At 45.0% G+C, this 25213-nt stretch carries 24 protein-coding genes; 15 read left to right on the top strand and 9 right to left on the bottom strand.

The genetic code is table 11. The annotated features are described in order from the left end of the window. Nucleotides 1-44: 44 nt before the first annotated feature. Nucleotides 45-2762, bottom strand: coding sequence for a DNA topoisomerase (ATP-hydrolyzing) (locus tag H6F41_RS03225; RefSeq protein ID WP_190402046.1), 2718 nt, complete (start codon nucleotides 2760-2762; stop codon nucleotides 45-47). 230 nt (nucleotides 2763-2992) lie between these two features. On the opposite strand from H6F41_RS03225, the gene H6F41_RS03220 reads away from it, so the two are divergent. From H6F41_RS03220 to H6F41_RS03200, 5 genes are all read left to right on the top strand, one after another. After that, entirely contained in the window at nucleotides 2993-4057 is a 1065-nt protein-coding gene (locus H6F41_RS03220) for a D-alanine--D-alanine ligase family protein (protein ID WP_190402045.1), read from the top strand. 12 nt (nucleotides 4058-4069) lie between these two features. After that, on the top strand, nucleotides 4070-4663 hold the full coding sequence (locus H6F41_RS03215) for a 5-formyltetrahydrofolate cyclo-ligase (RefSeq protein ID WP_190402044.1): 594 nt from the start codon (nucleotides 4070-4072) through the stop codon (nucleotides 4661-4663). Between the two features lie 183 nt (nucleotides 4664-4846). After that, nucleotides 4847-5158, top strand: a complete 312-nt coding sequence (groES, locus tag H6F41_RS03210; protein ID WP_190402043.1) for a co-chaperone GroES — start codon at nucleotides 4847-4849, stop codon at nucleotides 5156-5158. A 124-nt stretch (nucleotides 5159-5282) separates the two neighbouring features. Then, nucleotides 5283-6941, top strand: a complete 1659-nt coding sequence (gene groL, locus H6F41_RS03205; protein WP_190402042.1) for a chaperonin GroEL — start codon at nucleotides 5283-5285, stop codon at nucleotides 6939-6941. A 97-nt stretch (nucleotides 6942-7038) separates the two neighbouring features. Continuing rightward, complete coding sequence (locus tag H6F41_RS03200; RefSeq protein WP_190402041.1) at nucleotides 7039-7743, top strand: DUF1995 family protein; 705 nt, start codon at nucleotides 7039-7041, stop codon at nucleotides 7741-7743. A gap of 67 nt (nucleotides 7744-7810) precedes the next feature. On the opposite strand, the gene H6F41_RS03195 is transcribed toward H6F41_RS03200, so the two are convergent. From H6F41_RS03195 to H6F41_RS03185, 3 genes are all read right to left on the bottom strand, one after another. Beyond that, the gene (locus H6F41_RS03195; RefSeq protein ID WP_190402040.1) at nucleotides 7811-8680 is read right to left on the bottom strand and encodes a prephenate/arogenate dehydrogenase; all 870 of its coding nucleotides are present in this window, start codon (nucleotides 8678-8680) and stop codon (nucleotides 7811-7813) included. Between the two features lie 138 nt (nucleotides 8681-8818). Further along, a complete protein-coding gene (gene rpmB / locus H6F41_RS03190; RefSeq protein WP_190402039.1) occupies nucleotides 8819-9055 on the bottom strand; it encodes a 50S ribosomal protein L28 in 237 nt (78 codons plus the stop codon). A gap of 157 nt (nucleotides 9056-9212) precedes the next feature. After that, nucleotides 9213-10283, bottom strand: a complete 1071-nt coding sequence (locus H6F41_RS03185) for an LOG family protein (RefSeq protein ID WP_190402038.1) — start codon at nucleotides 10281-10283, stop codon at nucleotides 9213-9215. A 143-nt stretch (nucleotides 10284-10426) separates the two neighbouring features. Between H6F41_RS03185 and H6F41_RS03180 the strand changes: the two genes are divergently transcribed. From H6F41_RS03180 to H6F41_RS03160, 5 genes are all read left to right on the top strand, one after another. After that, entirely contained in the window at nucleotides 10427-10726 is a 300-nt protein-coding gene (locus H6F41_RS03180) for a 2Fe-2S iron-sulfur cluster-binding protein (protein WP_190402037.1), read from the top strand. 154 nt (nucleotides 10727-10880) lie between these two features. Then, nucleotides 10881-12005 carry a molecular chaperone DnaJ gene (gene dnaJ / locus H6F41_RS03175; protein WP_190402036.1) on the top strand — a complete coding sequence of 375 codons (1125 nt, stop codon included), beginning with the start codon at nucleotides 10881-10883 and terminating at the stop codon, nucleotides 12003-12005. Nucleotides 12006-12054: 49 nt separating this feature from the next. Next, nucleotides 12055-12288 (top strand): sulfurtransferase TusA family protein, encoded by a 234-nt coding sequence (locus H6F41_RS03170; protein WP_190402035.1) that lies wholly within the window; start codon nucleotides 12055-12057, stop codon nucleotides 12286-12288. Between the two features lie 13 nt (nucleotides 12289-12301). Further along, nucleotides 12302-13378 carry a small ribosomal subunit biogenesis GTPase RsgA gene (gene rsgA, locus H6F41_RS03165; protein ID WP_190402034.1) on the top strand — a complete coding sequence of 359 codons (1077 nt, stop codon included), beginning with the start codon at nucleotides 12302-12304 and terminating at the stop codon, nucleotides 13376-13378. Between the two features lie 126 nt (nucleotides 13379-13504). Continuing rightward, a complete protein-coding gene (locus H6F41_RS03160) occupies nucleotides 13505-14143 on the top strand; it encodes a hypothetical protein (RefSeq protein ID WP_190402033.1) in 639 nt (212 codons plus the stop codon). Between the two features lie 34 nt (nucleotides 14144-14177). On the opposite strand, the gene crtA is transcribed toward H6F41_RS03160, so the two are convergent. From crtA to H6F41_RS03135, 5 genes are all read right to left on the bottom strand, one after another. Further along, nucleotides 14178-15065 (bottom strand): cyanoexosortase A, encoded by an 888-nt coding sequence (gene crtA / locus H6F41_RS03155; protein ID WP_190402032.1) that lies wholly within the window; start codon nucleotides 15063-15065, stop codon nucleotides 14178-14180. A 61-nt stretch (nucleotides 15066-15126) separates the two neighbouring features. Further along, complete coding sequence (locus H6F41_RS03150; protein WP_190402031.1) at nucleotides 15127-15750, bottom strand: cytochrome c oxidase subunit 3; 624 nt, start codon at nucleotides 15748-15750, stop codon at nucleotides 15127-15129. Nucleotides 15751-15834: 84 nt separating this feature from the next. Further along, nucleotides 15835-17505 carry a cytochrome c oxidase subunit I gene (gene ctaD / locus H6F41_RS03145; protein ID WP_190402030.1) on the bottom strand — a complete coding sequence of 557 codons (1671 nt, stop codon included), beginning with the start codon at nucleotides 17503-17505 and terminating at the stop codon, nucleotides 15835-15837. Nucleotides 17506-17556: 51 nt separating this feature from the next. Continuing rightward, the gene (locus H6F41_RS03140) at nucleotides 17557-18537 is read right to left on the bottom strand and encodes a cytochrome c oxidase subunit II (RefSeq protein ID WP_190402029.1); all 981 of its coding nucleotides are present in this window, start codon (nucleotides 18535-18537) and stop codon (nucleotides 17557-17559) included. Nucleotides 18538-18751: 214 nt separating this feature from the next. Beyond that, on the bottom strand, nucleotides 18752-19468 hold the full coding sequence (locus H6F41_RS03135; RefSeq protein ID WP_190402028.1) for a pyridoxine 5'-phosphate synthase: 717 nt from the start codon (nucleotides 19466-19468) through the stop codon (nucleotides 18752-18754). A 127-nt stretch (nucleotides 19469-19595) separates the two neighbouring features. Here H6F41_RS03135 and H6F41_RS03130 point away from each other — a divergent pair, with 127 nt between their 5' ends. From H6F41_RS03130 to H6F41_RS03110, 5 genes are all read left to right on the top strand, one after another. Then, entirely contained in the window at nucleotides 19596-20099 is a 504-nt protein-coding gene (locus H6F41_RS03130) for a hypothetical protein (protein WP_190402027.1), read from the top strand. 64 nt (nucleotides 20100-20163) lie between these two features. Next, a complete protein-coding gene (locus H6F41_RS03125) occupies nucleotides 20164-20880 on the top strand; it encodes a hypothetical protein (protein WP_190402026.1) in 717 nt (238 codons plus the stop codon). Then, nucleotides 20877-22097, top strand: a complete 1221-nt coding sequence (gene coaBC, locus H6F41_RS03120) for a bifunctional phosphopantothenoylcysteine decarboxylase/phosphopantothenate--cysteine ligase CoaBC (protein WP_190402025.1) — start codon at nucleotides 20877-20879, stop codon at nucleotides 22095-22097. The genes H6F41_RS03125 and coaBC overlap by 4 nt, the downstream gene beginning before the upstream one ends. 118 nt (nucleotides 22098-22215) lie before the next feature. After that, entirely contained in the window at nucleotides 22216-22941 is a 726-nt protein-coding gene (gene purC / locus H6F41_RS03115; protein WP_190402024.1) for a phosphoribosylaminoimidazolesuccinocarboxamide synthase, read from the top strand. A 287-nt stretch (nucleotides 22942-23228) separates the two neighbouring features. Then, nucleotides 23229-25211 carry a BamA/TamA family outer membrane protein gene (locus tag H6F41_RS03110; RefSeq protein ID WP_190402023.1) on the top strand — a complete coding sequence of 661 codons (1983 nt, stop codon included), beginning with the start codon at nucleotides 23229-23231 and terminating at the stop codon, nucleotides 25209-25211. The last annotated feature ends 2 nt before the right edge of the window (nucleotides 25212-25213 follow it).

Here is a 25213-nt window from a genome sequence, read left to right as displayed (position 1 = left end):
CCATATGCTGCCCGCATAGCGGGCAGCATATGGTTTTATTGTATTCAAGCCACTACGCGAATCACTTTTTCCGATCGCAATAGGTCACTTTCCCCCGCAAAAATCGAACGTCCTTGACTATTAGGGACTTCTAGCGGAATTGCACCTAAAGGCATTTGGACAGTTCGTAACCCCATGTCATTGGCTTGACCAATTAAGAAAGTCACGGGTAAATCAGGACGAGGATTTGCGATCGCAGTCATGCTTACTAACCTGTCAGCCCTTGATTGGAACTTGAAGCATTGTGAACCGATTGCCCCTCTAACTGCCGAGCGAATATAGCTTGCGGATATGCGTTTGGCAAACCCTTCGGTGGTGATTAAAATCAATTCTGAATTAGGATTATTTTGCAAATCGAGAACCGATACACCGATCTGAGTTTCGGAGCTACCGAGACGTAAAGCAATATTACCTGCGGCAGTGCGTCCCACCGTGGGGATTTGCATTTCATCGGCGCGGAGACGCAAAATTCTACCTGCCGAAGTTGCGATCGCAAGTTCTTTTTCCAGATCAACAACATCTGCCCAGAATAGCGAATCATCTTCTTTAAACTTTGCCGCAATTAGTCCTCTTGCGGTCATATCAGCAAATTCTGCCAATGGCGAACGTTTGATTTTGCCCTGACTCGATAGCAATACTAGTCCTTCCTTTGATTCAGGATTCTTTTCCCATACAAATTGCGAAACAAATTGCTCGGCACTGTCACCCAATAGCGTCATCAAAGGAGTGCCACGGCCTTTTCCTTTCAAAATCGGTACATGGGCAAGGGCTAGGGGCAAAGCCCGTCCTGAAGCGGTTAGCACCACCATTTCGCGATCGCTGCGGGTGTCGTAGGCGGCAATCACCACATCATCACCTAAGTCCATCGATTGCGAAGCTCTCAAATTTGCCTCAAAGGATTTGATATAGCCTTTGTGGGTAATCTGCACCTGAACATCCTGCGGCTCGACGGTAGGAATATTTAGCTCAGTGGTGAGAGAAAGTAAAGGAACTTCTACGGGTTGAGGTGGTTTATTGGCAACAGTGCGCGATTTTTTGTCTCGCTTGCTATCACTATTGGCTGACTCAGTTACTAAAATTTGCTGAGTTTGCGGAATATTGCGATCGCTCTGATTGGATTTTACTTTTGATAATGATGCTTTTAATGATTCCGTAGGAACACTATCAGTAACATTAGTCTCTTGACGATTGCTTAGTAACTCCCATGCTAAATGCGTTCTCCGTGCGTCACTATGGCGTTTTTTATGGTCGCGCAATTCTTTCTTAAGGAACTTCATCAACTCTCGCCGATCGCTAAGCAGCTTTTCTAATCTTGTAACCTGTGCTTGTAAAGTTTCTAGTTCCTCACGAATCTTCTGTTGCTCAATGGCGGTAATGCGTCGCAAAGGCATCGAGAGAATTGCTTCGGCTTGGGTTTCGGAAAGGTCAAATTCTGTTTGTAAATCCGTCTTAGCAAGGGCGCTATTATTGGCAAATCTTAAAATCCGAATCAATCGATCAATATCTTGTAGAACTAATACTAATCCTTCCAGTAGGTGCGATTTTTCCTGTGCTTTTTTTAGTTCATAACGGAATCGCTTCGCCAGTGTTTCTTCACGGAAGGAAAGAAACTCCTGCAAAAGTTCTCGCAAACTCATTTGCTTGGGCTGAGAACCCTTGAGAGCTAAAAGGATGACTCCAAAATTAGATTGCAGCGCTGTCTGACGATAGAGCTGATCGATGATCACTTCAGGTACAACATCTTTTTTTAGCTCAATCACGACCCGCATCCCTGTGCGATCGCTTTCATCACGGATATCCGAAATTCCCTCAATTTTGCCATTGTTTACCAACTCGGCAATTTTCTCAATCCATGCGGATTTATTAACCTGATAGGGTAATTCCGTGACAATAATGGCAAGTTTTTGGCGCTTTCCTGTGCCTTTGCCACCAAACTGCTCGACTGCCGCCACGCCGCGAATGGTAACAATGCCACGACCTGTTAGGTATGCCTCATGTACGCCCTCTTGATTCATAATGATTCCGCCCGTGGGAAAGTCTGGAGCAGGGATCAAACTTAATAACTGCTCATCGGGCAGATCAGGATTATCAATTAGTGCGATCGCACCATCCACGACCTCACTTAAATTATGGGGAGGAATATTAGTCGCCATGCCCACGGCAATCCCTGTCGAGCCATTGAGCAACAACATCGGCAACTGAGCGGGCAGTACGGCAGGTTCTTGCTCAGAGCCATCAAAGTTATCGACAAAATCAACAACATCTTCTTCAATTTCGCCGAGTAGCGTTTCATTACCAATCGCCGCTAATCGACATTCGGTATAACGCATTGCCGCCGCAGGGTCGTTATCCACTGAGCCAAAGTTGCCATGCCCCGCCAATAAAGGGTAACGACTCGAAAAATCTTGGACTAAACGCACCAAAGCGTCATAAACCGATTGATCACCATGGGGATGATATTTACCCAATACATCGCCAACGACACGGGCGCATTTGCGAAAGGGACGCTCTGGCACTAGTCCTAACTCATGCATAGCGTAAATAATGCGGCGATGCACAGGTTTGAGACCATCACGGGCATCGGGCAAGGCACGACCAACGATCACGCTCATTGCGTACTCTAGGTACGATCGCTGCATTTCTGAGTGCAATGAAGTCGGAATGATATTTCCCCCATTCGACTCCAACCCAAAATCTAGCTGTTGCTGCCCTTGCTTTGCCATAAAATCTACGAACGCTGTTACAAGATAATCACGATACTTGAAAACAATGTAACAGCAAAACGTTGGCAATCTAACGGCGGGCTTTCAATGAACTGATTTTGGAATTTTCAGCACCTTCGGCGCTGAAAATTCCAAAATCAGTTTCATAGCTGTAAGGGAAACTTTGCGCTACAGTATTCAATACAAAAAGTTCCGTAAGTCTTATTTATCAACGGTGAGGATGTTTACAGATGACAGGTAGATCGATGGATATGGAAACCAAGTCCCCTCTCTGTATCGGCTTGTTATTTGGTGGACAGTCGGGCGAGCATGATGTGTCCATTATCTCCGCCAAAGCGATCGCCTCCGCCCTCAGTCACAATCCTCGCTATCAGGTCAAGCCCTTTTACATTCAACGTGATGGCACATGGCGTAGCCCCGATGTGTCTCAACAAGTTTTAGACAATGGCAAAGGCTTAGAGGAATCCGAATTATTAACCAATGCGGCGTTCTTCTTGCCCACGGAAGTGCAACAAATTGATCTCTGGTTTCCTGTGCTGCATGGACCAAATGGTGAAGATGGCACGGTGCAAGGACTGTTGCAACTGATGCACAAGCCCTATGTGGGGAACGGTGTTCTTGCCTCATCAGTAGGTATGGACAAGATCGCCATGAAAGCAATTTTTGCCAATGCTGGTTTGCCGCAGGTGAAGTATGTGGCGCTCAATCGTTGGCAATGGCAACAGGATCAGCAAGGCTGGAGTGAGCATATTGAAGCCACTCTTGGTTATCCCTGTTTTGTCAAACCATCTAACCTTGGCTCTTCGGTGGGTATTTCTAAAGTTCGCGATCGCAAACAGTTGCAAGAAGCAATTGCTAGTGCCACCAGCTATGACCCACGCATCATCATTGAGCAAGGTGTGACTGCCCGTGAAGTCGAATGCGCGGTGCTAGGCAATGAGCAACCCCAAGCCTCAGCGATCGGCGAAATCACCTTTACCAGTGACTTCTACGATTACGAAACCAAATACACCGCAGGCATGGCGGATCTGATCATTCCTAGCCAACTGCCCGACCATGTGGCTCAAGCAGTGCAGTCCATGGCGGTTAAAGCATTTCAAACCGTTGCTGGTTCTGGCTTAGCGAGGGTTGATTTTTTCTATGTCGAAGCCACGGGGACAGTGCTGATCAATGAAATCAATACTTTCCCCGGCTTCACATCGTTAAGCATGTACCCCAAGCTATGGGAATATTCAGGGATTCCTTTTACGGAGCTTTGCGATCGCTTGATCGATTTAGCCCTAGAAAGAAAGTAATGGCAATTGGTGATGACAGATTTTCTGGAGAACAAACAACAAATCAAACAACAAGCCAAAAAACAACTCAGGAAAGAATTACTCCATCAACGTCGCCATATCCCTTTAGAGATTTGGCAACAAAAAAGTCAAGCCCTTTGCGATCGCATTTCTAACTGGCAAGTTTTCCAGAAATCACAAAATATCCTTGCCTTCACTAGTTTTCGCCAAGAACCAGATTTAAGCTCGCTATGGCAACAATTCCCCGCTAAAAATTGGGGATTTCCGCGTTGTATTGGTCAGGACTTAATTTGGCATCAAGTTGCGATCGCAAATTTCTCAAACCAGATGCAGTTGGGATCTTTTGATATTCTTGAGCCACTTCACAACTTACCGCCTATGGACTTGACAAACATAGACTTGATTTTGATACCTGCCCTAGCGTGCGATCGTCAAGGCTACCGACTGGGCTACGGCGGCGGATTCTATGATCGTTGGTTGCCCAAGTCCATAGGAATTAAAGCAGGAATTATTTTTGATGAATTTTATACTGATCAAATTCCGAACGATATTTGGGATGTTCCCTTAGATGCAATCATCACCAATGTCCGACTCCTGATTTCTTGACGCATCGCCATGGGTACAGCCACACAAGCAATACTTGTACGGTAAGCCGATCTAGTTCCCTACTCATTTGGCAGTATATTAGCACTCAGTGAGACAGAGTGCTAAAGCACGCAATTGTGACTACAAATTAAGTCCCCAATTGCCGAGTCCACTCTGATTAGATTTTTAAGGAGGTATGGCATAGTGGCATCGTTAACCCTAAATACTGGTTCATTACAACCCCTAGGCGATCGTCTATTGGTTAAGGTAGCAACAAAAGAAGAAAAAACTGTCGGCGGTATTTTCTTGCCTGACACAGCACAGGAAAAGCCCCAAGTTGGCGAAGTAACTGCCGTTGGACCTGGCACACGCAACGACAAAGGCGCTCGTGTGGCTCTCGAAGTAAAAGCAGGCGATAAGGTTCTTTACTCCAAGTACGCAGGCACTGAAGTCAAAATTGACGGCGTGGACTATTTGCTCCTAGCAGAAAGAGATATTCTCGCGATCGTTGAATAAAGCTTATAGCAATTAGCCTTTAGCTATTAGCTCCTTTAGAAAGAAGCAATTCAAAAGAGTCAAAAGCTAATCGCTAACAGCTAACAGCCAAAATCCCCATAACCAATTACCAAATTAAAAGAAAATGTCCAAAATCGTAGTATTTGATGAAGATTCTCGCCGCGCCCTTGAGCGTGGTGTCAATGCCCTCGCCGACGCAGTCCGTGTTACCCTTGGACCAAAAGGTCGTAACGTTGTTCTCGAAAAGAAATATGGCGCTCCTCAAATCATCAATGACGGTGTGAGCATCGCTAAAGAAATTGAATTAGAAGATCCCCTAGAAAATGCTGGCGCTCAACTAATTCGCGAAGTTGCTTCGAGAACCAACGATGTAGCAGGTGATGGAACCACCAGTGCCACCGTTTTAGCTCAAGAAATGATTCGCGAAGGTCTAAAGAATGTTGCCGCAGGTGCGAACCCCGTCGGTGTTCGTCGCGGTATCGAAAAAGCAGTTGCTCATTTGGTTACTGTAATTGCTCAAAAAGCAAAAGCCGTTGACTCCAATTCTGAAATTGCTCAAATTGCTACGATCTCGGCTGGTAACGATGAAGAAGTTGGTGCAATGATTGCCCAAGCCATGGATAAAGTTGGCAAAGATGGCGTAATCACCGTTGAAGAATCAAAGTCCCTCACAACTGAATTAGAAGTTGTTGAAGGTATGCAACTCGATCGCGGCTACATTTCTCCCTATTTCGTCACTGACAACGAAAGAATGTTGGTGGAGTTTGAGAACGCGAAGGTATTGATCACCGATAAGAAGATCAATGTTATTCAAGATCTCGTTCCAATCCTTGAAAAAGCTGCCCGTTCTGGTTCTCCTTTGGTAATCATCTCTGAAGATGTTGAAGGTGAAGCTCTGGCAACTCTAGTTGTTAACAAGCTCAGAGGCTCTCTTAACATCGCCGCAATCAAGGCTCCTGGCTTTGGCGATCGTCGTAAGGCAATGTTGCAAGATATTGCTGTACTTACCGATGGTCAGGTCATCTCTGAAGACACTGGCTTGGAAGTCAGTGCTGCTACTCTCGAAATGCTGGGAACTGCGCGTAAGATCACCATTTCTAAGGACAAAACCACCATCGTTTCTGACGTTGCTAACAAGGCAAATGTTGACAAGCGTGTGGCTCAAATCCGCAAGGAATTGGATCTCAGTGACTCTGACTACGATAAAGAAAAGCTCCAAGAACGGATTGCAAAGCTTTCTGGTGGCGTAGCTGTTATTAAGGTCGGTGCAGCAACTGAAACCGAACTCAAGGATCGTAAGCTTCGCATCGAAGATGCTCTTAACTCCACCCGTGCGGCGGTTGAAGAAGGCATCGTTCCCGGTGGTGGCGCAACTCTTGCTCATCTTTCCGTAGAATTGCAAGATTTTAAGGCAACCTTGAAGAACGAAGAAGCGATTGGTGCTGATATCGTTGCCCGTTCTCTCTCTGCACCTCTCCGTCAAATCAGCGATAATGCGGGATTGGAAGGAACAGTTGTGGTTGAGAAGGTCAAGAATCTTCCCTTCAGCCATGGTTTTGATGCCCTCAAGGGTGAATATGTTGACTTGATTGCGACAGGTATTATCGACCCTGCTAAGGTGGTGCGTTCGGCACTACAAAACGCATCTTCCGTAGCTGGCATGGTATTGACCACAGAAGCTCTCGTTGTTGAGAAGCCAGAGCCTAAGTCTGATGCTGGTGCTGCTGGTATGGGTGGCATGGGTGGCATGGGCGGTATGGGTGGCATGGGCGGCATGATGTAATCATCGTCCATACATTCATAAAAAAGGCGAGGTTACGCTAAGCGTAACCTCGCCTTTTTTACGTTAAACTCAAATAATTTTAAAAATAATTCTCTTTATGACTCAAGAGCCGATCTTACTGCCTAATAATTTAGAAGATGCCACGGAACAGGCGATCGTCGCGACACATCAAGCAATTGCCGATGGGGCGAATCGTGTCATTGCCGATCTACGGTTTCCTGAACTAAAAGCCATGCCAATTGCCTATGAATTTGCTGCAAGTTTTAATCAACGCTATGGCAAGGCGTGGCAAGCAATTTTTGCCGATGCGGGGGCGGCGGCTCTCGCTAAGCGGGAATGGGCTGATCTTGATGTATCAGTGCGTGGTGTGAATGAAGGTCGTCGCGCAATTCGAGAAGAGGATCAAGCATTTCTCTTAATCGAACCAACTTCCGTTGAAGTGGAACAAGTGGAGAAACTAGTACAGTTAGCTGGCGATCGTCCCTTTGTGATGCTCAATCCTCGACTTGAAAATAGTGAAGTTGGTTTAGGGCTGGCAGCAAGACAAATGCGCGATCGGTTTCTTAGTACCTTTGAAACTGCTTATTACATCAAGCCTTTAGAGCTAGGTGCGTTGTGGCGTTGTTATCCGCAAACATGGCAAGTGTGGCAACAAACCGAATCAGGAATGGAACAGATGGCAGAAGTTGCTCAGCGCCCATCTAGCGATGATATTGATCGACTATTCCGACAAAAAACTGGTAAACAATCGGGATCATTTTTAGGACGTTTGCAACAGTTCTTTAATGCTCTCGCAAGATAGTTCCCAAAAAGAGAGAGGCGCTTTGCACCTCTCTCTTTTTGGATTTTCAGAAAAATTAGCAACAGGTTTATTCTAGGTACAGCGGACGAGCGCGTTGTGTATTTCCTAGAAATGCTTCTAGCTCTTGCCATTGTTGTTGCTTGATGAAGTTAATCGCAGTTTGTAAAGACTGTTGATAATTTTCTAGCGATCGCAATATTGCCGACTGATTATATTCAGCCATTAGTCGCCCCAATTCAGGATTGCCACCACCAACACGGCTAGTATCTCGAAAGCCTGAACTAGCAAGATTTTGCGCCAATTCTAAAACAACTTGATCGGGTTCTGACTGACAAGCAGCAATCAAACTCGCACTAATGATCACAGGAGCATGACTAATCATCGCCACTGCGCGATCATGATCTTCAGGACTACATTCGTAGATACGCATACCCACCGATTGCCAGAGCGATCGCACTTTATTGACTGCATCGAGATCATCGCTGGGTGTAACCACACAGGCGCGATCGCAAAATAAATTACGTTCCGCCGCCAGAATTCCTTGAAAAGCAGTACCAGCCATGGGATGACCGCCAACAAATCGCTGATTAAATTTTTGACAAAGCTGTGTAGCAGGTGCGACGATCGCCGCTTTTACAGAACCTACGTCGGTAAAAATAACATTGGCAGGAATTTGGGGCGAGATCGCCGTGATTGTGGGCAAAATCGCCGCAATAGGTGTGCAGATGACCACGATATCGGTGGCGGCAAGAATGTGATCAGGAATATTTGCGATATCTGTACTCGCAACATTCACGGCTGCGATCGCTTCTGCTTGTTTACAGGTTTCAGGATTGCGACTAATGCCCCACACATAGGTAGATTCCTGTTGCGTAGCGAGGAGATCTAATCCTAACGAGCCACCTATTAGCCCTAATCCAATGATGCCAATTTTCATAAATACAGCCTATTGAAGAAATTTTTAAAAATGGCACTTTTAAAAATTCATCGGGATTTTTATTAAGCGCAAAGCGCTGTAGCGCTCACAAAAATAAAGAGGCGTTTTACGCCTCTTTATTTTTTTCGATTAAGTCGATTAAAACTTGCGGAGGTCAATACCAGCTTCCTTAGCAAATGCAGCAAGTCCTTTCTTTTGCAAAGTCTTGATTGCTTTGGTGGAGATTTGTAATTTTACAAATCTTTTTCCTTCTTCCCACCAGATTCTTTTGTCTTGTAAGTTTACGTGTTGTAAGTGCTTGTGACGCTTGTGTGAGAAAGAAATCGATACGGCATTATTGGCTTTTTTGCCTGTTAGTTGGCATACGCGACTCATGGTACTAGTCTCCTATTTTTTAGTCCAGCTAACCATGTTACAACCTCTTGCCATGACAGTAAAGCCATTCTAGTAATTCTATTTATGAAACCAATTTTGAGATTATCAGCGTCGCAGATGCTGACAATCTCAAAAAACCAATTTGTATAATGGGAAATTAACGCTGCTCAGGATGGCAAACCATTGGATTACCGCTATCACAAGTATCATTAATCGCTGCAATTAATTCGTACAGCCGCCCAAAACCATGCTGATTGAAATACATAACTAAGCGTGGCAAATCAAAAATATGTGGCTCATTGACTTCTTTGGGCAAAGCCTGACTGCGCTCAATTTTGCCCTTGATCAAAATATCGCTAAAGTTCTCATTGAGGCGATCAAGATGCTCGTCAGTTATATCTGCATGTAAACGAATCACAAACAAGTCGCCCACCCATCGGCAAGAATGGTAAATGCTATAGAAAGAGCTAATAAATTGACAGGCTTCGTCCACATCGTTAGTAATGTGATACAGACTGCTGTCTTCTGGGGTAATCCAACCGCGATCGCGCAAATTAGTCTGCACAAATTGATCCCAGTCTCGCCAATAGTCGCCCCCCTGTTTATCCATTAATACCAATGGACGAGGTGTGGTTCTTCCTGTTTGACAGAGTGTCAAGCATTCAAAAAATTCATCTTGTGTACCAAAGCCCCCCGGAAAAAGTGCGATCGCATCGCTTTCCTTCACGAAATATAGCTTACGGGTAAAGAAGTAACGGAACTTTACCAACCTCGATTCCTCAGATACAAACTCATTGTTAGTCTGCTCAAAGGGTAAGGAGATATTTAAGCCAAAGGAATTATTGCCAGCACCCTCATTTCCCGCCGCCATAATGCCGCCACCAGCCCCCGTAATTACCATAAATCCCTGTTTGGTAATTTTTTCAGCAAACTCATAGGCCTGTTTATATTCGGGAGCATCTTCATCGGTTCGCGCCGAACCAAAAATACTCACTTTGCGCTTAAAGCGATGCGGGTAAAACATGGCAATCGCCTTTTGCATATCGTGCAAAGAACCCGTCAAAATCTTCCAATCCAGACGCTCAGCATCTTGATGAGCCAATTGGTTGATCGCCTGCAATGCACTATAAATTAGCTCTCCATGTTGAGTTGACTCGAGATTCTCAACTAATTTAGATAAATCTTGGGCAAGAGCTTTAATGTCGGAACTTGAAGGAATTGTAGCCATATTGGTATTTTACAGCCCTTTGTGTCCCCAATCGCCCTTCGCCTTGTTCTACAGCAAGGTTTTGAAATTTTTTCGAGACTTGAGACCTTTAGGTAAGATAATGGTTGTGCAATAAAAATTAACAAAAAACTCAATACTCAGCTATGGCAAACATTAAGTTTGTGAATGAAGGCAAAGAAGCGATCGCCATGGACGGCGCAAACTTACGCACTAAAGCTCTCGAAAACAACATTGACATCTACAAATTTGTTGCGAAGCTCACTAACTGTAATGGTTATGGACAATGTGCTACCTGTGTAGTCGAAATTGTCGAAGGGCTTGAGAACCTCTCTCCTAAAACCGAGTTTGAAGAAAAAAAGCTCAAAAACAAACCTGCTAACTACCGTCTTGCTTGTCAGACCTTGATTAATCAAGGTGATGTCAGCGTTAAGACAAAGCCCTAGGGCTTTTAAGTTTTATTAGCTTTTAGCCAGCAGCTAAAAGCTAAATGATGTGCGGTAAAACGTACTCTCTACGAATATCCATACGTAAATGATAAGTGCTAGGTTAAACTAGAACAATTGTCCATGAATCCTTTAGGCGACAGAGAAACCCCCTATGGCGCGTGATTATTACGAAATCCTCGGCGTTGATCGAAATACAGACAAAGAGGAAATCAAACGAGCATATCGACGTTTAGCTCGCAAATATCACCCCGATGTGAATAAAGAAGCGGGGGCAGATGAGCGATTTAAAGAAATTAACCGTGCTTACGAAGTTTTATCGGAGCCAGAAACCCGTGCTAGATACGATCGCTTCGGGGAAGCTGGTGTATCTGGTGGCGGTGGTGCACCTGATATGGGTGATATGGGTGGATTTGCTGATATCTTTGAAAGCTTCTTTAGTGGGTTTTCAGGTACTGGGCAGCAACAAGCGCGTCGTCGCAGTGGTCCAACCCGTGGCGAAGATCTGCGCTTTGATCTCAAACTGGAATTCCGCGAAGCCGTCTTTGGTGGTGAGAAGCAAATCAAGATTTCCCACCTAGAAACCTGTGGCACTTGTAGTGGCTCAGGCGCAAAGCCCGGAACTAGACCACGCACCTGTGGTACTTGTAGTGGTACTGGACAGGTACGCCGAGCGACTCGCACCCCCTTTGGTAGCTTTACGCAGGTTTCTACCTGCCCTACCTGTAATGGTACAGGTCAGACCATTGAGGATAAGTGTGAGACTTGTAATGGTTTAGGACTGAATCAAGTTACCAAAAAACTCAAAATTACGATCCCTGCTGGTGTGGATAGCGGCACGAGGTTGCGCGTCTCCCATGAAGGTGATGCAGGACAGCGTGGAGGTCCATCGGGTGATCTCTATGTGTATCTATTTGTCCAAGCTGATAATGAATTTGAGCGGGAAGGTATCAATATCCTGTCAGATATTAGAATCAGCTATCTACAGGCGATTCTGGGTGACAAAATTGCCATTAATACTGTTGATGGTAAAAAGCCCCTGACGATTCCCGCAGGTACGCAGCCAGATACGGTCTTGACCCTCGAAGGATTGGGTGTACCTAAACTCGGTAATCCTGTGGCGCGTGGTGATCATTTAATTAAAATCAAAATTGACATCCCCACCAAGATCAGTCATGAAGAGCGTGAAGTCCTTGAAAAACTGAAGGAAAAACAAACTGGCAATGCTGGCAAAGGTGGTATCGGCGATATTCTTGGTGGTATCTTTGGCAACCACTAGCATAATATTGCGATCGCAATCCTCGCCATAGTTTCACTAGAGTAAACAAATGACCATTCAGGTAAGCAAATCCATCGATTTACGCGGTGTCCCCTGCCCGCTCAGTTTTGTGCGTGCCAAGTTGCACCTCGAAAAGCTAGAGACAGGACAGTTGCTAGAGGTCTTGCTGGATGGTGGTGAACCAATTGAGCAAGTTCCCAATAGCTTGATGTCCGATGGTCATCAGATTAAGGTCATTGAAGAACGCGATCGCAGTTTTGCCTTAATAGTTCAAAAAGCATGATGCAAGTAGTTCTATGTTGGCTCTAATGGGTACAGTCTTGGCTGTACAAGCCAACTTTTATCGGGTGATGCTCGATCAAGCTTTCTGTTTAGAATTGCTTGATGAATCGGGGCAACCCTTTAGCCAAATGGTAAACGAACTACTATGCACTCGCCGCGCTCGGCTCAAAAAGATTGGGCAGAATATTTGTGTTGGCGATCGGGTCACGATTGAAGAACCTGACTGGCAGGGAGGACGCGGCGCAATATCAGAGGTTGCTGCACGTCGCAACCTTCTCGATCGCCCCACCGTTGCCAATGTTGATCGCATTTTATTAGTTTTTTCCCTCGCTGAACCCAGCCTTGATCCACATCAACTGAGTCGTTTTCTCGTCAAGGCTGAAAGCACTCAGGTTGAGGTATTGCTATGTTTAAACAAACGAGATTTAGTCAGCGATCAAGTTTGGGAACAATGGTACGAGCGCTTAAAGGAGTGGGGATATAATGCGATCACAATTAGTACCTATACCCAACAAGGCATCAATCAACTTGCTCAGTATTTACAAACAGGTGTAACGGTGGTTGCAGGCTTGTCAGGCGTTGGCAAATCCAGTCTCATTAATTTGCTAATTCCTAATCTCCAAGTGCGTGTAGGTGAAGTGTCGCAACGACTGGGACATGGCAGACATACCACCCGTCATGTTGAATTATTTGCCTTACCTGCGGGGGGATATCTAGCTGATACCCCCGGATTTATGCAGCCTAATCTGACCGTTACGCCACCCGATCTGGCCGATTGTTTTCCAGAAGCAAGACAAAAACTGATGGAGAACATTTGCCATTTTCATAATTGCCTCCATCGCCGTGATGAGCCAGACTGCGTAGTGCGGGGCGAATGGGAACGCTATGAGCATTACCTAGCCTATTTAGAAGAAGCGGTTATTTATCAGCAAAAACTCAAGAATACAGCTAATGCCGATGCTTCAATTAAAGTCAAAGATACTAGTGATGGTAAGCAACAACAGGAACCAAGACTTTTGAAAAAGCGTTACCGCCGCGAGTCACGACGTAGTGAGCATCAGAATTTAGAAACCGATGACGATGAAACCTAAAAGAGGAGTGGCAATGTAAAGCGCTGCCACTCCTTTCTATACATTTGATTTTTAGCATTACACGATATAGTATCTAACCAGCTTCACCCTTGTTCCCTCACTTGAAGGTCGGATATTATATCACCCATGAAAAAGTATATTTCCCTTGCTGCTGGCTTAGTATTATTAGCCAGTGCTTGTACTCCCACAACTCCCGTAACTGAGAACACAACCACTACAACCTCCACAACTACAACTACTAAGACTGAGCAACCTACTAGTTCACCAAAAGCAGATCAAAAAACTGATACTGCTGCTAATGCCGATGGTTGGCAGGATTACAAGTCATCAACTGGCAAATTTAGTGTGCAAGTGCCTAGCAAGCCACAGGAGCAATCCCAAGATCAAGCCACTGATGTCGGTACAATCAAACTAAATATGGTAATTGCAGAAGCTAACGATTCAGGATATTTTGTGGGCTATGCAGATTTCCCCAACGAAATTTCCAATCCTGTCGATATTCAAAAGGGGTTAGCGGAGTCGGTCAAAGGCTCAGTTTCTAATCTGAAAGGGGAAGTTAAGTCTGAGAAAGAATCTTTATTGGGGAATATTCCTTGTCGTGACTTTGAAGCGGCCGGTAAAGTGCAGGCTACAGATGTTTTGATGAAAGGTAGATTCTGTCTGTCTGGCAAGCGCTTGTATCAGGTATTTACCCTTGGCTCAGCCGAGAAGATGGTTATTGCTGATGTTGATCGCTTTATTGCATCTTTTAAAGTTGATAAGTAGAACTAAAAAAGCGGGCTTTGCCCGCTTTTTTAGCTCAAATTTCTTCGTACTCATCGCCATCATCTCTAGTCAGCCAATTGCAAAGTCCTAAAAGAATCGAAACAGATACAACTGAAAATAATTGAGCACCATCGCCTGTATGCCAATATTTAAAAGCATCGTCTTGAGCAGATACAATCACCAATAGGGCAACTCTCAACGAGTTAACGATAAAAGCAATCACAACCGCTGAAGAAAATAAAACCCATTGATGAAATTTGGTCACGGGGAAGACTAGCACAAACATTAGGGTAATCCTCAATAACATCAAAATGGGGGGTAAGCCTGCACAACCTCTCGCCACATCTACTGCCCCAAATTGACTAACAATCGTAATTCCTCTCTGTGCAACATCCACACCGCCATACCACAGGGCTGAGTTGGCAAACTGCGCTGTAAAGACATTGACGGGAATTACTTTTTCAATGGCCGAAAATAAAAATGGTATGGGAATACCTAGTGTTGCCGCCAATAATATGGGTTGCCAATAGGGCTTTAACCCTTTCCAGCCGGACGCAATCAACGCAACTCCAATCGTTCCCATAATCGGGGTTAGGATGAACAAGATGTCATAGATACGCCGAGTCAAGAGGCTTTTGAGTAAAACCCAGCCGATCAGCAAGACCCCAACTGCGATCGCAGTTGGGGAACTCTCAAACTTAAAACTTGACCGATTACGCACAGCCAATAAAATGGCAACCGCCCAAGTCAATATAGTAATGGCGATTTCGTCAATATCACTTGAAAGACGAATAATAAGTGTGGTGTTGATCGCAATTAGGCTTGCCCATGTGGCGAGTAACCAAAATTCTAATTTACTGGTTGCGTTGAGAAGTTTGCTTTGTAACTCGCTAAAATCACCGCGCAAAATATTGTCAAGCATGGCTAGTCCATAAAAATAGAGACGACGCTGTGCGTCGCCTCTATTTTATATCTAAAAAATTCTACAGAATATATAGAAGTAAAAATAAGACGATCCAGACAATATCGACAAAGTGCCAATATACAGAGGCGGCTTCAATGCCGAAATGACTCGTATCGCTGTAATGACCAGTTTTGAGCGATCGCACCAATACTCCTGCAATCAGCGACAAACCAATAATTACGTGAAAGCCATGGAAACCTGTTAACACATAGAAAGTGCTAGCAAATAGGTTAGTAGTTAATCCAAATTCGAGGTGTTGGTATTCATAGATTTGTCCTGCAATGAAAATTGCCCCCATGATAAAGGTGGCGAGGAACCATAGCTGAGCAGCTTTGACTTTATTTTCTTTGATCGCATGATCAGCTTGGTGAATCACAAAACTACTGGATACCAGAATAATTGTGTTAATCCCTGGTAAAAGTAATTCCAGTTCGGGTGTGCCTTCGGGGGGCCAAGCGGTAGCTACGGAGCGAAAAGTTAAATAGGCGGCAAACAGACCAAAGAAAAGCATTCCTTCGGAAATCAGGAAGACGATGAGACCAAATACCCGTAAATCGGGATGTTCAGCATGACCTGCTTCAGTGGCATGATCGAGAACGTTAGCTTGTTCTGTGCTAGTGACTGGAGCGATTGATCCTTGCATAGATTAATGTTTGGATTTGGATAAATGTATAGGGATAGGATTGCCAACAAGGGGCTTAAGCCCCTTGTTTAGGAAACTTGGAAATTAAGTTGCGGGTTGTTGTGAATCTGCGATCGCATCTTGACGAGCGAGGCGATATTCTTCACCGTAGTCGTAGGGACCTGTAGTCAATACAGGTTCACCAACCCAATTATGGGGAATTGGTGGTGAAGAGGTTGTCCATTCCAGAGTCAGAGCATTCCAAGGATTATCAGGAGCATGTTCGCCCTTAAACCAACTATAAACAGCATTGATCACAAAGGGGACTGTGGAAATTGCCAAAACAAACGCGCCAATTGTACAGATCACATTGATCGGTGCAAATTGGGGATCGTATTGAGCTACGCGGCGAGGCATACCCTGTAAACCAAGAATATGCATTGGTCCAAAGGTTAAATGCATTCCGATGAAGGTAAGTACAAAATGTACTTTGCCCCAAAACTCATTCAACATCCGCCCTGTCATTTTGGGAAACCAATGGTACAGCCCTGCATAAATCCCAAAAACACTGCCCCCAAAGAGAACGTAATGGAAATGGGCAACTACGAAATAGGTGTCATGCACATGGATATCGATCGGTGCTGAGCCAAGCATGACACCGCTCAAGCCACCAATCAAGAAAGTGGAGATGAAACCCATCGCAAATAGTAAAGGGCTTTCTAAACGTAATTTACCGCCCCAGAGGGTCGCGACCCAACTAAACACCTTGATGCCTGTGGGTACGGCAACCAATAGGGTCGCCACCATAAAGAAAATACGTAACCAGTCGGGTGTACCACTGGTAAACATATGGTGCGCCCATACAAATAGACCCAAAGCGCAAATCATCATGCTGGAATAAGCGATCGCTTTATATCCAAAAATTGGTTTGCGGCTGTGGGGAGGTAATACTTCAGAAATAATGCCAAATACGGGCAGAACCATCACGTATACGGCAGGATGCGAATAAAACCAAAATAAGTGCTGATAGACAACGGGATCACCGCCACCCGTCGGGTTAAAAAAGTTTGTCCCAATTAATAGATCAAAACCTAATAGCACCATTGCCCCTGCTAAGACAGGTGTAGCTAACAGTGCGAGTACCGAAGTCGCCATCATTGCCCAACAAAATAGGGGCATACTGAACAGATCCATTTCTGGCATCCGCATTGCCCAAATCGTGACAATGAAATTTACCGCCGCCAAAATTGACGATGTTCCCACCAAAATAATGCTGAGAATCCACACCGCTTGACCAAGATGTTCATTGGTCAAAATGCTTAAAGGCGGATAGGCTGTCCAACCTGTAGATGCTGGGCCAAAGAAGAAGCTACTCATCAGCAACAATCCCGCAGGAATCGTCAGCCAAAATGCGATCGCATTCAATCTTGGGAAAGCCATATCTCGCGCCCCAATCATCAAAGGAATCAGGTAATTTCCAAAGCCACCCGTAACCGCAGGCACGATCCACAAAAAGATCATCACCGTGCCATGCATGGTAAACAGGCTGTTGTAAAAAGCGGGATCAACCAGATCCGAGTCTGGAGTCGCCAGTTCCACACGCACCGCCGAAGCTAATGCACCGCCAACTAGATAAAACACAAAGGAAGTAACCAGATATTGAATACCAATTACTTTGTGGTCAACGCTAAAGGTAAAGAACTCCCACCAAGGTGTTTTTTGAGGTTCTGATCCCATTGCGCCCGCACTTTGCGTTGGTGTAAGAGTTTGGGTCATAGGAGAATATTTTTGAAATAATTGCTGTTTTTTGATTGATATTAATGTCAACTAATGGTGCATAGCCATATGATTTGTGCCGCCCATTTGTGAGACTTTTCCAGATAGATATTCCTGTTCAGTCATTTGAGAAGTAGAAACCATCGGACGCGATGCCACGATTGCTTCAGGATCGGTACTAGCGATTTCTTGTTGTTCCTTCAACCATGCTTGATAGTCTTCGGGTGTATCAATCACCATGGTGGTACGCATACCGCCATGGTAAGAACCACAAAGCTCTGCACAGACTACAGGATATTCACCAAGTACGCGGGGGGTAAATTCCAGATAGGTTTCACGACCGGGGATCACATCTTGTTTGATGCGTAACTGAGGAACCCAAAACGCATGAAGTACATCAACGGCATTCATGTTCAAGCGCACTTTTTTGCCTAAAGGCACATGCAGTTCAGCAGTCGCAATTTCATTGGGATAATTGAAAATCCATGCAAATTGCATCGCACTAACATCGATCGCCACCGTATCATCACCGCCAGTTGGCAACGTGCCAGCCATCATCACGCCATCATTATTGACGGATGCCATAGTTGCTTTTGCCATTGGCATTCCACCCCTTTGATGATCAGCCTTTGCAACGACTTGATGCATTCCGCCATGAGCCATGCCATCAAGGTTTTGAGAGCCTTGCATAGCCGTATAGACATCAAAACTATAAATAGCGACCCACATCACAATCACCGTGGGGATCGCTGTCCAAACAATTTCTAGGCTCAGATTTTCATGAATAGCGGGGCCGTCAGTATCATCACCTTTGCGACGACGAAACTTGATAATTGAGTAGATTAAGACTCCCTCGACAATTAGAAAAAAGCCAAATGCGATCGCTAAAATCGTATTAAAGAGACCATCATACAAAATAGCTTCATCACCTGCGGCAACTGGTAACAAGCCATTATTACGCCCGTACCAAATACTAGCTGCAACAATTAGCCCAATGATGACGACCACTGAAATTAAGTTATTTTTTTTCATGATTAGGTTGCCCTATCGTGCTGCTCCTATAGAGTGGATCTGAGTCAATTGCAGCTTACTAGCAGCTCATTTTCTAAACTAGGACAGATTGACATACTGTCTATATTGCATCTATTTCCTAAATGCAGGGCGATTGTTTGGAATCTTTTAGCAATTTATTTGGGATCAATCAAAAAAGGAGTGGCGGCGAGAAGCTCTGCCACTCCTTTTTTGATTACACAGTTATTAGCGCCTTCATTTCCCGAATTGCGCGGTCTAGCCCCACTAATACAGACCGACTGATGATGCTATGTCCAATATTCAGCTCTTCCATCCCTGCGATTTGAGCAACGGCGCGGGTATTTTGATAAGTCAGCCCATGTCCCGAATTAAGTCTTAACCCTAGCTCAATTGCTAATGCTCCCCCCTTGCTCAATACATCTAATTCATGATTTAGCTGTTCTTCATTTTTAGCATTGGCATAGGTTCCCGTGTGCAATTCAACAAACTTTGCGCCAGTCCTTGCTGAAGCTTGAATCTGCTCTAGCTCAGCATCAACAAATAAACTGACAGGAATCCCTGCACCCTGTAACTGATGCACAAATTTACCGAGGCGATCGCATTGGGTCTTGACATCTAATCCGCCTTCGGTAGTAATTTCTTCGCGACGCTCTGGTACGAGGGTGATGTAGTCGGGTTTCACATCAAGGGCGATCGCCACCATTTCAGGAGTGGCGGCCATTTCTAAGTTCAGTCGAGTGGCAATTGTTTGTCGCAGCAAGCGCACATCACGCTCTTGAATATGGCGACGATCTTCACGTAAATGTACGGTAATGCCATCAGCTCCAGCCAATTCTGCAATTACTGCTGCTGCCACTGGGTCTGGTTCACTACCACGGCGAGCTTGGCGAATAGTCGCAATATGATCAATATTTACTCCGAGCGTAGGCAAAGTAGTCCCCTCACAAATTTCAAAAAGTATTTCTACTCTTTACTTTACGATATGTATCGCTATTGCCATGATGAGATATTGATCGTTTAAGACTAGAACTAATAGAAGTTAGCAAATTGCGGAATATATGAATTATTTGGTTAGTGTTTGGAGCGATCGCATGAAGGCGGAGGAAGTGTACACACGCTTAGAGTCAGAAAATTTCCCGATGGAAGCGATCTCAATTTTGGGTAAGGGTTATAAGAGTGCGGAAGAATTTGGATTTATTGATCCCATTGTTCAAGGTCGCAAACAAGCTTATTTCATGTCCTATTGGCTAGTTCCCTTTGGCTTTTTGGCAGGAATTGGCTTTAGTCTAGTCACGGATCTCCATACTTTTGCTTGGGCAGGTACTATTGGTAACCATCTAATTGGCGGTATTTTAGGTGGGTTTGGTGGCGCAATGGGCAGTATCTTTGTGGGCGGTGGTGTTGGAGTAGCGACTAGTAGTGACTCTGTACCATTACGCAATCGTCTTGAGGAAGGCAAATATTTAATTGTTGTTCAAGGATCTGACCAGCAGGTAGTTCGCGCCAATCAAATCATGCGTCCTTTAAGACCAGAGAACATTCAGGGATACGTTGCGCCCTAATTGCGTCCTAATAATATAATTTGCGTCCTAAATTTAGTCATCGTGAAAATTGCTAGAGCAAAATATGAAATCACGTCAATTTTTTATCTATGTGTGGCGAATTAATGCGATCGTGATTCTGATGGCAGGACTCCTTGCTAGCGCTGCCATAGCGGCTACGGCAGTAGGTCTAATTTGGCAGTTCACAAGGACAAGGCAAGTCAGTGATATCGTCAATGTGTCTAATAATCCTGCTAGTAAGGATCAAGTTAAGGCAAAAAACGAAGTTGGCACATTTGCCAGAGTTTCGGGAACAGAGTTCGTGAAAGCTCCCCTATACCTCATACAGGAATATGAATATCTCTCTGGTACTAAGGAGTCTAATTCGATTCAGAATTATGTTTTTTTTGATGCCGTCAAGAAAACATCGACTTGGCTAAGACCTGAAAATAAAGGCTTAATATTATCATCAACTGCTTTTCCTGAATTGAGTGATAGCAACTTTGAGGCTGGTAAAGTCCCGACCACTGCCTATATCTATTTGCTAGCGGAGCAAGATACGAATAATGATCAACGCATCGATCGGGATGATCAAAAAAAGATAGCCATTTCTGATTCTTCGGGCGCTCGGTTTAAAGTTCTGATTGAGCAGGTGGATCGGTTTAATGGTGTTACCGCCATTAAAGATCAAGCTGATCGTATCTCTGTACTTTATATTTCCAACCAAAAGCTAAAGGCTTCGGAAGTAGATTTGCGATCGCAAATAGTGCTGAACACCACTGAGTTAAGACCTCAACCATGAATAATGTACTAATTGGCGTATCTGGTGGTATTGCCGCTTATAAAGTCTGCGAAGTAGTTTCGAGCTTGGCAAAATCTAGCATTGCCGTCAAAGTAATTTTGACGAAGAGTGCCGCAGAGTTTGTAACTCCGTTAACCTTTGCCACCCTATCGCGACAGCCCGCCTATACCGATGCTGATTTTTGGCAACCCAGCAATGGTAGACCATTGCATATTGAATTAGCAGAATGGGCGGATGTTTTTTTGCTTGCGCCTGTTACTGCAAATACGTTAGCCAAACTAGCCTATGGCATGGCAGACAATTTGCTGACCAATACCGTATTGGCATCTAGCTGTCCAATTTTGCTCGCGCCTGCCATGAATACGACTATGTGGCAACAACCATCTGTCCAAGATAATTGGCATCGAACTTTACAAGATCCTCGCTACACGGCAATTGCACCTGCCGATGGCATTCTTGCCTGCGATGCGGTGGGTACTGGTCGGATGGCAGAGCCAGCATTGATTTTGGGATATTTAGAATCTTTTCTGTTTACCCAAGGCAAGCAAGATTTGCAAGGTAAAACGGTACTGGTCAATGCAGGTGGTACGCGCGAATTTATCGATTCTGTGCGCTTTATCGGTAATCCCTCCACTGGCAAACAAGGAATTGCGATCGCGCAAGCTGCCCTCCATCGGGGGGCAAAAGTAACATTGGTCACGGCCGCTAATACCCAGTTATTTCATAGCAATCTCAAGGTGATCAGAGTGCAGACTGCGGCAGAAATGCACGCAGCAATGTTAGAGGTATTTCCCTTGGCAGACATTACAATCGCCGCCGCCGCAGTGGGGGATGTGCGATCGCAATTACAAAGTACGTCCAAATTACCTAAATCTGAACTGCCCCTGAATCTAGCATTGGAATATATCCCCGATATTGTGGCGGATCTATCAACTCGTAAATGCAAAGATCAGATTGTGGTGGGTTTTGCCGCCCAGACTGGCACAAAGATGGAGGTATTTGCGGCGGCACAGGATAAATTGCAGCGTAAAGGGCTAGATGCGATCGCTGCGAATACTGTAAATACCATGCAAACTGGATTTGGGACAGAGACCAATCAAGCCACATTTATTGATAAAAATGGTAGAACCCAGTCCACGCCGCTCTGCTCCAAGCTAGAGCTAGGTCATCGACTATTTGACTTTCTGCTTGACAACAAATCAAACCCTAAGCAGTGAGATGTGGTGTGACTTGCCACATCTCACTCTAAACAGGAAAGACTTGCGAAGCCAAGCCTTTCCTGTTTACCTGCAAAAAGCGGTAAAATAGCCCCACAACCAATATCGCAATATATCCATGAGTGGAACTAAGCTCTACGAAGGCAAAGCCAAGATTCTATTTACAACAGATGACCCCAATATTCTATTGTCGCGCTACAAAGACGATGCCACTGCCTTCAACGCCCTCAAAAAAGGCACAATCACCAAAAAAGGGGAAGTGAACTGTGCGGTTACGTCACATATTTTTCAATATTTAGCAACCAAAGGCATTCCAACTCACTTCATTAAGCAAGTCTCACCTACCGAGATGCAAGTTGCTGCCGTCAAAATATTGCCGATCGAAGTTGTGGTACGTAACATCGCCGCAGGTAGTATTTGCAAACGGCTGGGATTAGAGCAAGGCAAACAACTTCAGCAGCCTCTCGTTGAATTCTTTTACAAAAATGATGATCTTGGTGACCCATTAATCACCGATGACCATATCGCCATGCTGGAGCTGGCAACAATCGATCAGGTTGCTCAACTAAAACAGATGGCGCTAGAAATTAATCAACACCTGCAAGCATTTTTTGATCGCTGCAACTTGACCCTTGTGGATTTCAAGATCGAAATTGGTGTTGATGCTAGCGGCAAATTGATTCTAGCCGATGAAATTAGTCCTGACACCTGTCGCCTTTGGGACAATACAATCGCCGATCCGACTGCTCGAATTATGGACAAAGATCGATTTCGGCAAGATCTCGGCAATGTTGCCGAAGCCTATCAGGAAGTAATGCAAAGAGTTTTAGCTGCGATCGGCTAAACAATTGGCTAAATTATATGCCACTCGATATTGACATAAAAACAAATGTCATAGGATCGGCTATAAGTATTGCTAAATAATGCTTGTAGCCAATCTTATCTACAGGATTGAACATCCTTTACTGCGTCCAAAAGTGTCGGTTTACTAAATTACTGCTAGCAATATGTAGGGGTTGAAAGTTATAGTTACTTATTAATATTTTCAGAAACTTTCTGCCCGTATTTGTTCGTCATTACTCTCTTGTTCAGTATTCTATTTAAATATTCTGTAGGTGTTTGGAAGACTTTATGCGTATAAACTTGCTCGTATTCACAGCCATTGCCGCATCCAGCACGTTCCTGACCAATCCTTTGATGGCAAAGGCTGATCCTGCAAAGCAAGAGATTGCTCAAGCACCAACCCCAACTGAAGAACCCGCTCAGCCGAGTACACCACAACCTCCCGTTGAGCCTACTCCATCTGCCCCCTCGTTTAGTATACCTGCGCCCACTGCCGCGCCAGAACCACAGGTATTAGTGGGAGAAGTTGCCATTAAGACCCCAGAGGGGCAGCCACCTTTACCCCCAGAGCTAGAGCAGAAGATCTATGATGCGATCGCAACTAAGCCCGGACTTACAGTAACGCGGACGCAACTGCAATCAGACATCAATGCGGTATTTGCCACTGGCTTTTTCTCAAATGTGCAAGCAGAGCCAGAAGACACTGATATCGGCGTGCGTGTTACCTTCTTTGTATTGCCTAACCCCATCCTCAAATCAGTCAATACTGAGGGCGCTCAGGTACTTGAAGAGGGTGTCGTTGATCGTATTTTTGGCTCCCAAATTGGCAAAATCACCAACCTCAAGGATATCCAAACAGGGGTTAAAGAACTTGAGAAATACTATCAAGATGCTGGCTATGTATTAGCCCAAGTCGTTGACATCAAGGCTACTCCCGAAGGCGACATTAATTTAGTTGTTTCGGAGGGCGCGATCGAAGGCATCAAGGTTGCCTTTATCAATGAAGAAGGCAAAACCGTAGACAATGAAGGTAAACCTGTGACGGGAACGACCCGCGACTTCATCATTACCCGTGAACTTTCTATCAAAGAAGGTGATGTTTTCAATCGCGATAAAGTCCAAGCTGATCTCCAAAAAGTCTTTGCCCTCGGTCTATTTGAAGATCTCAACATTGGTCTTGCTCCTGGTTCCGATCCCCGTAAAGTAGTCGTGACCGTCAACGTCAAAGAGCGCAACACAGGCTCGATTGCCGCAGGTGCAGGTCTCAGCTCATCGACAGGACTATTTGGTACGGTTAGTTTCCAGCAACAAAACCTTGGTGGCAACAACCAAAAGCTCGGTCTTGACATTCAAGTTGGTGAACGAGAATTATTGTTTGACCTTAACTTCACCGATCCTTGGCTAGCAGGTGATCCAAATCGCACCTCCTTCACTGCCAACATCTTTAACCGCAGCTTATTTAGCTTCATATTTGATGAGCCAGTTGGTATTGGTGTTGATAATGTTAGCCCTCGAATTAATCGTCTAGGAACTGGATTTAGCTTCTCGCGCCCCCTAGACAAGTCCACCACTGCTTCCCTCGGTTTGCGTTATGAGCGCGTTAGTATTACCAACAGCAGCAACAATGCAATTACTGCCACGGATTCCCTTGGCAACCCCCTATCGGCTAGTGGCATTGGTCAAGACGACTTGTTACTGTTGCAGTTTGCCTATGCAACTGATCAACGTGATAACCCTGTGCAACCCTCATCGGGTTCGGTATTTCGCGTTGCCACCGAGCAGTCAATTCCTATCGGTTTAGGCTCTGTATTTTTAAACCGTATCCGTGCCAGTTACAGCTATTTTATCCCTGTTAAATTCTTGAATTTCTCGGAAGGCACACAGGCACTGGCTTTTAACTTCCAAGGTGGGACTGTTTTTGGTACTTTACCTCCCTACGAAGCATTTCAAATTGGCGGTAGTAACTCAGTCCGTGGTTGGGATGAGGGCAAAATCGGTAGTGGTCGCAGCTTTGGAATTTTCTCCGCAGAATATAGATTCCCTGTGTTCAATATTGTCGGTGGCGTGTTGTTCTTTGACTACGGTACAGATCTAGGCTCGGCATCGGCTGTACCAGGCAACCCCGCGGGTGCAAGAAATAAACCCGGCAGTGGTGCTGGTTATGGCATTGGCATCCGAGTACAGTCTCCCCTTGGCTCGATCAGAGTAGACTATGGACTTTCTTCTAATGGCGGAACTCAGTTCAGCTTTGGGCTTGGAGAGAAGTTCTAACC

The organism is Pseudanabaena mucicola FACHB-723 (assembly GCF_014696385.1).
In the GTDB taxonomy this organism is placed as follows: Bacteria; Cyanobacteriota; Cyanobacteriia; order Pseudanabaenales; family Pseudanabaenaceae; genus Pseudanabaena.
This window is presented reverse-complemented; position numbering and strand designations above follow the sequence as displayed.